The organism is Pseudoxanthomonas sp. LARHCG66 (genome assembly GCF_052871755.1).
Window position 1 is genome coordinate 296,771 of the sequence record NZ_JBIXJW010000003.1, and the last position, 12,429, is coordinate 309,199.

The 12,429-nt window shown below is 62.5% G+C and carries 8 protein-coding genes and 1 pseudogene; 4 read left to right on the forward strand and 5 right to left on the reverse strand.

The features are described from left to right. Positions 1–283 precede the first annotated feature (283 nt). Together ACIPRS_RS11495 and ACIPRS_RS11500 are read right to left on the reverse strand one after the other, a co-directional pair. A complete protein-coding gene (locus tag ACIPRS_RS11495) occupies positions 284–646 on the reverse strand; it encodes a hypothetical protein (RefSeq protein WP_446538642.1) in 363 nt (120 codons plus the stop codon). A 118-nt stretch (positions 647–764) separates the two neighbouring features. Then, entirely contained in the window at positions 765–1,256 is a 492-nt protein-coding gene (locus tag ACIPRS_RS11500) for a hypothetical protein (protein ID WP_446538643.1), read from the reverse strand. Positions 1,257–2,102: 846 nt separating this feature from the next. On the opposite strand from ACIPRS_RS11500, the gene ACIPRS_RS11505 reads away from it, so the two are divergent. From ACIPRS_RS11505 to ACIPRS_RS11515, 3 genes are read left to right on the forward strand one after another with little or no spacing between them, the layout of a single operon-like run. Beyond that, positions 2,103–4,220: an N-6 DNA methylase gene (locus ACIPRS_RS11505; protein WP_446538644.1), complete on the forward strand. Its 2,118-nt coding sequence runs from the start codon at positions 2,103–2,105 to the stop codon at positions 4,218–4,220. Next, positions 4,221–5,477 carry a restriction endonuclease subunit S gene (locus ACIPRS_RS11510; RefSeq protein WP_446538645.1) on the forward strand — a complete coding sequence of 419 codons (1,257 nt, stop codon included), beginning with the start codon at positions 4,221–4,223 and terminating at the stop codon, positions 5,475–5,477. It abuts the gene before it with no gap. 38 nt (positions 5,478–5,515) lie between these two features. Beyond that, complete coding sequence (locus tag ACIPRS_RS11515) at positions 5,516–8,776, forward strand: type I restriction endonuclease subunit R (RefSeq protein WP_446538646.1); 3,261 nt, start codon at positions 5,516–5,518, stop codon at positions 8,774–8,776. 135 nt (positions 8,777–8,911) lie between these two features. Here ACIPRS_RS11515 and ACIPRS_RS11520 read toward each other — a convergent pair whose 3' ends face one another. From ACIPRS_RS11520 to ACIPRS_RS11530, 3 genes are all read right to left on the reverse strand, one after another. Next, the gene (locus ACIPRS_RS11520; RefSeq protein WP_446538647.1) at positions 8,912–9,217 is read right to left on the reverse strand and encodes a hypothetical protein; all 306 of its coding nucleotides are present in this window, start codon (positions 9,215–9,217) and stop codon (positions 8,912–8,914) included. Between the two features lie 288 nt (positions 9,218–9,505). Further along, the gene (locus ACIPRS_RS11525; RefSeq protein WP_225590998.1) at positions 9,506–9,826 is read right to left on the reverse strand and encodes a hypothetical protein; all 321 of its coding nucleotides are present in this window, start codon (positions 9,824–9,826) and stop codon (positions 9,506–9,508) included. Between the two features lie 340 nt (positions 9,827–10,166). Then, a complete protein-coding gene (locus ACIPRS_RS11530; protein WP_192201543.1) occupies positions 10,167–11,459 on the reverse strand; it encodes an adenylosuccinate synthase in 1,293 nt (430 codons plus the stop codon). Between the two features lie 454 nt (positions 11,460–11,913). Between ACIPRS_RS11530 and ACIPRS_RS11535 the strand changes: the two are divergent. Beyond that, positions 11,914–12,246: pseudogene (locus ACIPRS_RS11535) on the forward strand (endonuclease domain-containing protein); the annotation flags it as partial. Between the last annotated feature and the right edge of the window lie 183 nt (positions 12,247–12,429).

The window sequence follows — 12,429 nt, forward strand, 5'->3', positions numbered from 1 at the left end:
GGCGGGCTCGGTGCCAAGCCTGGCAGGACTGGAGCACTCGCATGGAGTGCATCCGCCCTGGCCTCCACTCCGACTCACCCGGCGCGGTAGTTCCGACGCCCTTCCAAGACTTCCAGGCCCCGCAGTGCAACTCGTCCACACTGGGGTCGTTCCGGAGCGCGGCGCATTGACCATGCGTCGCGTCGCGCCGTCTCTGTATCAGCCATGCGGTGGCAATAACGCCGGACAGGGCCCCGAACCAACTGCCCATGCGCCACCCAGCAAAGCCATCACGCGCGACGCATTACCCCCATCCGCCTTCACCCACCTGCCCCAACACCTCACGCAGCCGTGCGTTCTCCTCCACCACACGCCCATAGGCACGGAACAAAGACCACGTTCCCCACACGCCCAGCACCAGGGCATGGGCGAACGGGATCGCGGCCAGTGCCATCAGCGAGGCCAATGCGGTTGCGTCGAGGGTGCGTACGTAGGGAATGGCCATCAGCCCCTGATTGATGAGGGCGGTCACGGTGGAGATGGTCAGCAGGCCGAAGCTGACGTGGCGGAAGCGGCGCCATGCGCGCCACTGCAGCACCAGCGCCACGACGCTGTACACCAGTCCGGCCACGATGAAGACCCAGCTGAGGATCATGTAGACGGGCATGCAGGCTCCTGGGCACGGGTGCGGTGACGGGGTTTTACCACGTGGATGTGCGCTTGCTCGAGCGCACATGAAAAGGCCCCGCGGTGCGGGGCCTTCTGTTTTCCGGGCGGGCTGCGTGTCAGCCGTTGCTGCCGCTCGAGCCGACGGGTTCGTCGGGCGAGGCGGTGCGGTTCCTGCGAACGAAGCGCTGCGAGAGTTCGCGGCGGGCTTCGTCCACGCCCTTGTCCTTGCCGGCCACCTTGATAACGCCGTAGACCTCCAGCGAGGCGGCCATCAGGTCGCTGCCGAGGGCGAGTTCGGTGTCGGTGACGCGCTGATACAGGTGGGCCAGGCGCAGGGAACAGGGGCGCAGGGCGTCGAGTGCCATGTGATCCTGCTGGAAGGCGGCAAGGTCGAAGTCGCGCGGCATGAGGCCGGCGTGCTGTTCCGCCACGCTCAGCGCGGTGGTGCAGAAGGCCTGCGATTTGGTGCCCATCTTGAAGAGGTCGCGGCGCTCGTCGTTGGTGAGCGCGACGAGCTGCTGCAGGTCGGCCTCAAGTGCAGTGATGGAGGCCAGGATGCGCTCCACCGTGGTGGGGTCGAGGGTGAGGCTGATGCGGTTCTGGGTCATGGTCCGTCCTTAGTTGTGTTCTGCGTAATGCCGGCCGGGTCCGACCGGCGCATGCAGCGTAGCGCGCACAAACGCCGATGCGGCGTTGCACGCGCTAATGTTGGATTTCTCACGCGAACAATATCGATCGAGGCAAATAGCCTGGTGCGTCAGGCGTTGTGTGTGTTGACCCAGTCAAAAAGCCTGACGGCCCAGGCTTAGTGTGTGTTGAAACAGTCAAATTGCCTGACGCGCCAGGCTTGGTGTGTATTGAGCCAGCCGAAATGCCTGACGCCTGAGGCTTACTGTGTGTTGATACAGCCGAAAAGCCTGACGGGTGAGGCTTAGTGTGTGTTGAGCCAGCCAAATCGGCTGAAGCGTCAGGCTTTGTGTGAGTAGAGGGAATTCCGTCTACCGGCATCCATGCAACGGTCAGGTGTCCCCGACTCCTTCACCCTGGCGTGTGATGTCGCGTGGCGGGGGGCGTTCCATCGGTGGCATGCAGACGCTCGCCAGCGCGAGCAGCCGGCCAGACACCACGCCACGGCCGGGGCTAGCGGCAGCCATCCGCATCATATTCACCAGCAACAATCAAGCACCCAGTGCTGATAGGTATGTCCGTCCTGACCTGGAACTGATGCGCCGAGTGGCCCGCTCGACAGCCAAGCGGCTTTGAACTGCGTTGGGCCATGCGGCCACGCCAACCAGCATTCTCCGCCGCAATGCAGAATAAGGCGCCCGATGAAGGGGGGATCGACGCCCTTCTAAGCCCCTTGTCCACGCTTGCCGATGAGGCGCCGACACCAGCCCCCAGGGGACCCAAGGTCGCACCCCGGCGCTCAAGTAACTTCGGTTACGATAATGTGAATGAACCGCGACCAGCTCAAAAAACTTGAAAACGACCTGTGGACGGCAGCCGACAAGCTCCGGGCCAACTCCGATCTGAAGGCCAGCGAGTACAGCACCCCGGTGCTGGGCCTGATCTTCCTGAAATTCGCCGACAACAAGTACCGTCAGCACGAAGCGGCCATCCAACAGGAGTTCAAGAAGCTCCAAGGCACTCGTCGGGAGCGGAGCGAAGAAGACATCGCCATTGAAAAATGCGGCTTCTACCTGAAGCCCAAGGCCCGCTACGACTACCTGCTGAACTTGCCGGAAAAGGAAGACATCGCCAAGGCCATTCGTGCGGCAATGGCCAGCATCGAGAAGACCAAGCCCGAGCTGCGGGGCGTGCTGCCGCAGGAGGAGTACGACCGCTTTACCCGCAGCGACAAGAACAAGGGAATCCCCAAGGACCTGCTGAAACTGTTCTCCGACATCCCCGTGGATGCCTCGGGCGATGTGTTTGGCCAGATCTACGAATACTTCCTAGCCAACTTCGCGCTCAGCGAGGGCCAGGGCGGCGGCGAGTTCTTCACGCCCCGATCCGTGGTCAAGCTGATGACGGAGATCATCGAGCCCCACGGCGGTACCGTGTTCGATCCGGCCTGCGGCTCTGGCGGCATGTTCGTACAGTCGGCTGACTTCATCCTGCAGCACCAGACCGACAAGGCGGCAGACCTGGACGTGTTTGTCTGCGGCACCGAGAAGACGCTGGAGACCGTCAAGCTCGCCAAGATGAACCTCGCGGTGAACAACCTGCGCGGCGACATCAAGCAGGCCAACAGCTACTACGAAGACCCCTTCAACGCCTTTGGCGCCTTCGACTACGTCATGGCCAACCCGCCGTTCAACGTGGACGACGTGACGCTGGACGCCGTGGAGAAGGACCGCCGATTCAATACCTACGGCGTGCCCCGCAACAAGACCAAGGCCAAGAAGTCGGAAGGCAAGGACGGGAAGCAAAAGGCCGTCGAGACCGTACCCAATGCCAACTACCTGTGGATCAACCTCTTCGCGACGTCGCTCAAGCCCGGTGGCCGCGCGGCGCTGGTGATGGCTAATTCGGCCAGCGATGCCCGCCATTCTGAAGCCGACATCCGACGCACGCTGATCGAACAGAACCTCATCTACGGCATGCTCACGCTGCCGTCCAACCTGTTCTACACCGTCACCCTGCCGGCAACGCTGTGGTTCTTCGACAAGGGCAAGACCGACGACAAGGTGTTGTTCATCGATGCCCGGAACATCTTCACCCAGATCGACCGCGCCCATCGCGAGCTGAGTGACGAGCAGATCCAGAACATCGCCCTCATCCCTCGCCTGCACAAGGGCCGGCGTCAGGACTTCGTGGATCAGGTGGACCGCTACCTGCATCAAGGTATGGCACAACTGAAGGAGGCCGCCGAGCATCTGCCGGGCTTGAGCGAACGCCTACTGGCCGTGCTGGCCGAAGAGGCCGCAGAAGATGCCCAGACCAATCAGGCCGCACGCGATGCCATCGCCGCGCTGCAGGCCCAGTGGGGCCAGCTTGCCGCGCTGGAACAGGCGCAGGCTAAGCACGAGCGCAGCCGCGGTCAGAAGCACAGCGTGGACGGCCGCAACACGGCGCAGCACGCACTGCGCGCCCAGTTCACGCCCTTCTTCAGCGGCCTGCACGCAGCGGTGAAGGCGCTGGACAAGGCCATCCGCGAGATGGACAAGCGCAAGGCTGAAGCGGCCAAGGCCGACGGCAAGCGCGCCACAACCAACCGCCAGACGAAGGGCGTGAAGGCGGCAGTGCAAGCTTTGCATGACGAGCTGAAGGCTGCCGAGTTGTACTACCAGCATGTGAGCTGGCTGCAGGAGCGCTTCCCAAAGGCCGCCTACGAAGACGTCACCGGCCTGTGCAAGCTGGCCAGCCGCGAGGAGATTGCCGAGCAGGATTGGTCGCTGAATCCTGGGCGGTATGTAGGTGTGGTGATTGAGGACGATGGGAAGACGGAGGAAGAGTTCATTGCTGACCTACAGTCATCGATGGATGAGTTGGACGAGCTTGATGGGGCAGCGCTCCGCTTGAAAGCCGTGATTGACTCCAACCTCAAGGCCATCTGCGAGGCTAGCTGAATGAGCGTATGGCGTGACATCAAGCTCAAAGAGGTGAGCGAGTACGTGACCGTCGGCTTTGTTGGTTCCATGGCAGATCAATACGTCGAGACTGGTGTGCCGTTCTTGCGGTCACTGAACATCCAGCCGTTCAGGCTCAACTACAACGACTTGAAGTACATCCCCGAGTCGTTCCACGATGCCATCAAGAAGTCGAAGTTGCGGCCTGGCGATGTGGCTATCGTTCGCACCGGATATCCGGGCACAGCCTGCGTGATTCCTGCTGATTTGCCCGATGCCAACTGCAGTGACCTCGTCATCCTCCGCCCCGGCCCGGAGCTGAATCCGCATTACATCGCCGCCGTCTTCAATTCCTCCTTTGGTCAGAGCCTCGTCGGTGGCAATCTGGTGGGTGCTGCGCAGCAGCACTTCAACGTGACGGTCGCGAAGGAACTGAGATTGCGACTGCCGCCTCGGGCCGAGCAAGACAAGATCGCTGCCGTGCTTGTTGGTCTGAACGACCTGATCGCCAATAACCAGCGTCGCATCGCCGTGCTGGAGTCCATGGCCGAAGAGATCTACCGCGAGTGGTTTGTGCGGATGCGGGCTCCAGTGAGTGACGCAAGCGAAAGCCCAGCTCAGGCAGAGCTCACCCCTCTGGACGAACTTGGCTCGTTTCTCAATGGCTACGCCTTCGATCCAACAGAGTTGCACGAGGAAGGACTGCCAATCATCAAGATCAAGGAACTGAACGCAGGCGTCTCGACTAGCACACCCCGAAACACCGGCGAGAAGATTCCCGATAGATACACATTTGGTGACGGGGACATCATTTTCTCGTGGTCTGGCTCGCTCGTTGTGCAGATCTGGCATCAAGGGCCAGCCCTGCTCAACCAGCACCTATTCAAGGTGACGCCAGCAACGGATGTCCCGCGGGTATTTCTTTATTTTTCTATCAAGTTCTCTATTCCGATCTTCGAGTCATTGACGACTGGTGCGACCATGCAGCACATCAAGCGCAAGGAACTGCGATTCGTCAAAGTGCGGGTTCCCGAGCGCGATGTCATGACGGCATTCGATAATTTGGTTTCGCCTTTGATGGATCAAGCTATCCAACTCAAACAAATCAACACAAGGTTGCAAGCCCAGCGCGACACCCTGTTGCCCCGATTGATCTCCGGCAAACTAAGCGTCGATGCCTTGGACATCCAGTTTCCGCCCAGCATGCTGCAGCAGCCGTCCGCAGAGGCAGCGCAGCCCACAGCAATATCCAATTAGCAGGTCTTCTTCTTAACCAGCAACACCAGGAAGGTGCCATGGCCGCCGCGAAGAACTTCATCAGCGAAGACGATATCGAGCAGGCCCTGCTACAGAGGCTGCAACACGAGTGCGGCTTTGATGTACTGAATTGCTACACGGCCAAGTCGGACGACCTGAGCGATGGCTCGGGTCGCAGCGACAAGCGCGACGTGGTCCTCACCGACCGATTGCGCGCCGCCCTGGAACGACTGAACCCGCAGGTCCCGACCCACGCGGTAGAACAAGCCCTAGCCGAACTACTGCTGCCACGCACCGCGATGACGCTGGTGGCAGCCAACCGCCAGATGGACGCCCTGCTTCGCGACGGCGTGCCGGTGACCTACAAGCCGGAGACTGGCCCGCAGGCGGGTCAGACCGTCACCGAGCGGCTGCGCGTGATCGATTTCGATGCGCCCAGCCCGCAAGCGGGACACAACCACTACCTCGCCGTCACCCAACTCTGGGTGCGGGGCGAGCATGGCTACCGCCGGCCGGACATGCTGTTGTACGTGAACGGTCTGCCGCTGGTGTTCATCGAACTAAAGAACAGCAACGTCAAGCTGCGCGCCGCCTTTGAAGACAACCTGACGACCTACAAGTCCGAGATCCCGCAGCTGTTCACCACCAACGCCCTGTGCGTGCTGAGCAACGGCATCGAAACCAAGCTGGGCAGCCTCACCGCCCAGTGGGAACACTTCTTCACCTGGCTGCGGGTGGATGACGAGAAGGAAGCGCTGGACCGCAAGGCCATTGCGGCGCAAGGCCTGAGCGTCGAACGCGTTGTCGCTGGCCTGCTGAGGCCGGAGCGGCTACTCGACTACATGGAGAACTTCTGCGTCTTCTACCGAGAGACACAGAAGATCATCGCGCAGAACCACCAGTTTCTTGGCGTGAACAATGCCTTCGCCCAGTTCCAGCGTCGCCATGAGCTGAAAGGCAGGCTGGGCGTGTTCTGGCACACCCAGGGCTCAGGCAAGAGCTTCTCGATGGTGTTCTACACACGCAAGATCTTCCGCAAGCTCACCGGCAACTTCACCTTCGTCGTGGTGACTGACCGGGACGACCTGGACGGGCAGATCTACCGCAACTTCCTGCACACCGGCGTGGTGGCACCCAAAGATGAGGTGCGCCCCCGTGACAGCGCCAAGCTGCGCGAGATGCTGGGCAAGAACAAGCGCGTGGTGTTCACGCTGATCCAGAAGTTCCGCTACGACAAGGGCAAGGACTATCCGCTGCTGTCCGACCGGGACGATATCGTGGTCATCGTCGACGAAGCGCACAGGACGCAGTACGCCAGCCTGGCGGAGAACATGCGCGCCGGCCTGCCACGCGCCAACTTTCTGGCCTTCACCGGCACGCCGCTATTGGGCAAAGAGCGCAAGACCAACGCCTGGTTTGGCGACTATGTATCCGAATACAACTTCCAGCAGAGCGTGGAGGATGGCGCCACCGTGCCGCTGTTCTACGAGAAGCGCGTGCCCGAGGTATTGATCCAAAACGAGGATCTGAGCGACGAGTTCGCCGAGATCCTCGAAGACGAGAACCTCGACGATCAGGCGCAGGAGAAGCTGGAGAGGCGCTTCGCGCAGGAAATGGAGGTCGTCAAGCGCGAGGACCGGCTGGACAAGATTGCCCGCGACATCGTCTACCACTTCCCACGCCGTGGGTACTTGGGCAAAGGCATCGTCATCTCGGTAGACAAGTTCACCGCCGTGACGATGTTCGACAAGGTTCAGGCGCTGTGGAAAACCGAACTGAAGGCACTCAACGGGCGCATCGTGGCCACGACCAACGATGTTGAGCGCCAGCGTCTCAAGCAGCTCAAGGCCTGGATGAGCGCGGTCCAGATGGCGGTAATCGTCAGCGAGGAAGCCGGCGAGGAAGAGAAATTCGCCAAGAAGAAGCTGGACATCAAGCCGCACCGGGAGCGCATGAACGCCCTGGACGAGCATGGGCACGACATCGAGTTCAACTTCAAGGATGCCGAGCACCCGCTGCAACTGGTGTTCGTTTGCGCCATGTGGCTCACAGGCTTCGATGCACCGACGGTCAGCACGCTCTATCTCGACAAGCCGATGCAGGGCCACACCCTGATGCAAACCATCGCACGGGCCAACCGGGTAAGCGGCCACGAGATTCTTGGCGTAGCCAAGCGCAACGGCGAGATCGTGGACTACTACAACGTCTTCAGGCGTATGAAGAAAGCGCTCAAGGACTATGCCGCCGGTCCCGAGGACGAGGAATTCCTCATCCAGGACAAGAGCCAGCTCTTCGTGCTGTTGGACGACGCTATCGACCAAGGCCTTGCGTACTGCCGGAGCCAGGACGTGCCGCTGCACGAGGCATTGGAGCAGAGCGATGTATTCACCAAGCTGGGGCAGTTCAACGGCTTTGCCAACACACTTCTCGGCTCTGAGGAGCAGCGCAAGTCTTTCAATGTCTACGAGAACGCTATCTCGTCGTTGTATGAAGCATGCAAGCCCGAGGTGCTCGGCCAGAAGAAGGGCCGCGTGGTGTCAGCCTTCCAGTACCTGCGCGGCGTGATGGATAGCATTGTCGAACAGGCCGATATCGACAGCGCGGTGCAGCGCATCGAGGCGCTACTGGACGCCAGCGTGGTCGTGGACAATGCCGAGACCTTTTCAGTCAAAGAGTTCGAGGCGCAGTACGCGATCGTGCAGCGTGGCAAGGCGTGGGATCTGAGCAAGGTCAACGTCGATAAGTTACGCGAAGAGTTCAAGACCGCTCCCTTCAAGAACATCGAGATCGCAGATCTCCAGGCCTTTCTGAAGCGGAAGCTGGCCGAGATGCTGGCACAGAACAGCACGCGCGTGGACTTCCTGCAGCGGCTTCAGAACGTGATTGACGCCTATAACGCAGGTGCAACCTCCACCGAAAACTACTACGAAGAGCTGACCGCGTACGCCCAGGAACTCAAGGAAGAGGCAGAGCGCCATATTCGCGAGGGTCTAACCGAGGACGAATTGGAACTCTTCGATCTATTGAAGAAGGATGCCCTCACTCAGGATGAAACGCAGCGTGTGAAGCTTGCTGCCAAGCATTTGCTGCGGCGCTTGGTGGAAGAGCAACCCAAGGTGCTGGTGCAGAATTGGCACCAGAGTACGCAGACGCAGCAGCAGGTGCGCGCCGAGATCGAACGCGTGCTCGACGACGATCTGCCGGAAAGCTATGACCGCACTACCTTCAAGCAGAAATGCGAGAACGTTTACGACCTTGCCATTGAGTATGCGCTGCGCGGCAGGAAGTGGGCGGCATGAGCGCGGGATAGCGGCGAGTTGATGGCGTCGCTGCAAGCGTAAGCAAGAGCGCCCCTCATCCGCCTTCGGCACCTTCTCCCCGTTTCACGGGGAGAAGGAAAAGCGGGTCTTGCGCGCGAATGATTCGGGATTGCCTCAATCCCTCAACTTCAACGCCGGCTGCTCATCAATCGTCCCATCCTCATTGACCACCACGTAGCGATCACCCTCGCGGTTGAACAGTACGGGGATGGGGATCTTGAAGAGGGGGCGGCGGATGAACTTCAGGCGCCAGTGGAAGGCTTCCATCGTATGGATGGTGGCCTGCTGCTGCGGGGTGAGGCCGGCCAGCAGCGTGGCGTCGTCCATCTTCGGCGCGCCCTTGCGGCGCTCCGGCGTGCGGGGAGACGTGCCCGGGGTGTCCGGGTCGGGGGGGTCGCGGGGGCGATGGGGATCCGTCATCCGGTCGGGGGCTCCTGATGGCGTGGAACGGGAACGTGCATGCCGCTGTGGCGGCCGCTTTACCTTCTATCGGCCGGGCTCAAGGGAACGTGAGGACCGCGTTGTGTCGCGGAGAGAGCGTTCAGGGAAGGGGGTTGGCTGGCGCGGGAAAGTCTCGCTTGCCCCTCATCCGCCCTTCGGGCACCCACCCCGGCCGGGCGAAGCACGCCCGGCGTTCCGACGATCGCGCGGCATGCCGCGCAAGCAGATCGTCTTCACCCCGCCCGCGGGGAGAAGGATATGCAGCCGTCAGGCGCGCAGGACGAGCGTGGGGGTTTCGTTGAGGGTGCCGTCTTCTTCGATCACCACGTGACGCGTTGCGTCACGATCGAACAATACCGGGATGGGCGCGCAGAACAGCGGGCGGCGCACGAAGGCCAGGCGCCACTGGAAGATTTCCAGCGCTTCCAGCGTCATCAACTGCGCGGGCGTGAGGCCGGCGCGCAGGTCGGCGGCATCCTGCGCCGCGGTGGATTTGCGGCGCTCGGGCGCGCGCGGGGCCGCCGCCTTGGGGGCGGAGGCCTGCCAGGGGCCATTGATGACGGAGGCGTGGGCAGCAGTGCGATGCATGGGGGTGGGGGCTCCAACAAGTGCGGGTGACATCTGTTGCTACTAACGGCCACGGACGGCCGCTATTTAGGGTGATGACCGCGATGCAAGCCGTGTGCCGGAATGTGGGGCGCGCAAGAAAAAAGCCCCGCGTGAGCGGGGCTTTGTCGGTGGTGATGGATCGCGCTTGCCCCTCATCCGCCTTCGGCACCTTCTCCCCGCTTGCGGGGAGAAGGAGAAGCATGCGCCCCGCTTGCGGGGAGAAGGAGAAGCATGCGCCCCGCTTGCGGGGAGAAGGAAAGGCAGGCTCCCGCCTCGCGGGGAGAAGGAGAGCATGCGCCCGCGTTGCGGGGAGAATCCCTCAGGCGAACGGGTCCTGCAGCACCATGGTGTGGTCGCGGTCGGGGCCGGTGCTGACGATGGCCAGCGGGCAGCCGGACAGTTCTTCCAGTGCGCGCAGGTAGGCACGCGCGGCCGGCGGCAGCTTGTCCCACTCGGTGACGCCATGGGTGTTCTCGTCCCAGCCCGGGAATTCCAGGTACACCGGCGTGCACTCTTCCCACCCGCCCGCATCCAGCGGCGCGTACTCGGTGCGCTTGCCGCGGTATTCGTACGCGATGCAGATCTTCAGCGTCTTCATGCCATCCAGCACGTCGAGCTTGGTGATGCACAGGCCGGAGATGCCGTTGATGGCCACGGCGCGCTTCAGCGCGACGATGTCCATCCAGCCGCAGCGGCGCGGACGGCCGGTGGAGGCGCCGTATTCCTGGCCGCGGTCGCGGATGCCCTGCCCCACTTCGTCGTCCAGCTCGGTCGGGAACGGACCGCCGCCCACGCGCGTGGCGTAGGCCTTGCAGATGCCCAGCACGTAGTCGATCGCGTCCGCGCCCACGCCGGTGCCGGCGAACGCGCCGCCAACCGTGGTGTTGGAGCTGGTGACGTAGGGATAGGTGCCGTGGTCGATGTCGAGCAGCGCGCCCTGCGCGCCTTCGAACAGCACGCGCTTACCCTGCTTGCGCAGGTCATGCAGGATGCCGGCCACGTCGGACTTCATCGGCTGCACGTATTCGCCGAAGGCGAGCGCTTCGTCGTAGGTCTTCTGGAAATCGACCGCGTCCACGCCCAGGTACTTGGTCAGCACGAAGTTGTGGTAATCCAGCGCGGTGCGCAGCAGTTCTTCCAGCTGCTTGGGGTAATGCAGATCGGCCACGCGGATGCCGCGACGCGCCACCTTGTCTTCGTACGCCGGGCCGATGCCGCGACCGGTGGTGCCGATGGCCTTGCCGCCGGCAGCCTTCTCGCGCGCCTGATCCAGGGCGATGTGGTACGGCATGATCAGCGGCGTGGCCGGGGAGATCTTCAGGCGCGAACGCACTTCCACGCCGGCCGATTCCAGTTCGTCGATTTCCTTGATCAGCGCGGCCGGCGACAGCACCACGCCGTTGCCGATCAGGCACAGCGCGTCGGGGCGCAGGATGCCGGAGGGAATCAGGTGCAGGACGGTCTTCTTGCCCCCGATGACCAGCGTGTGGCCGGCATTGTGGCCGCCCTGGAAACGGACGACGGCTCCGATTTCCTCGGTGAGCAGATCGACGATCTTGCCCTTGCCTTCATCGCCCCACTGGGCGCCGAGAACGACGACTGACTGACCCATGACGGGTAACTCCTCGATTGTTGGCGGCCATCGGGGCCACCGGAAGGGTCGTGCTGGTCCACGGCGCCGTTGATGCCGGCAGGCTCCATCGGGGAGCCGCCCGCCACGCCGGGCCCAGACACGGAAAAAGCCGGCGGTCTTCCCACGCAGGGAGCCCGTCCGGCTTTTGTGCATTATCCGGGTTTAGGGGGACGGGGGCTACCCTGCCGGGGGCCCGCGCTGCGGGTTCAGGAATCGCGCGAAGAGCGGCCCCTCATCCGGCCTTCGGCCACCTTCTCCCCGCTTCGCAGGGAGAAGGGGAGGAGCGGGCGCCTGGCGTTTCCTTCTCCCCGCCTGCGGGGAGAAGGTGGCCGAAGGCCGGATGAGGGGCGCCTTCCGATTCGCCGACGCGGCACTTCCGGATATCGTCAAGGTCAGCCGTGGACCGACGCTGCCTCCCACAGGAGGCAACATCATGCGAAGGAAAACAGACCACGCGCGCCAGCGTCAGCTACGACGCGACCAGACCGAGGCGGAACGCGTGCTGTGGCAACCCCTGCGTGACCGGCGCCTGTCGGGGTGGAAGTTCCGCCGGCAGCATCGGATAGGGCCCTACTTTGCGGACTTCGCCTGCGTGGAGGGGCGCCTCATCGTGGAGCTGGATGGCAGCCAGCATTTGACCCAACAACGTCACGACGACGCGCGCACGAGCTTCCTCAAGACTCAAGGATTCCGGGTCCTGAGATTCTGGAACGATGACGTGCTGCGCGACACGGAAGCGGTACTGGCCACAATCGCCACCGCGCTCGCCCCTCATCCGCCTTCGGCACCTTCTCCCCGCAGGCGGGGAGAAGGAAAGAGCGAAGCCGTAACGGCTCCCTTCCACTGCGAAACCAGTAGAAGGAAAGAGCAAAGCCGTGATTGCTCCCTTCTCCCTGCGAAGCGGGGAGAAGGAAAGAGCCAAACCGTGACGGCCCGTTCCACTGCAAAA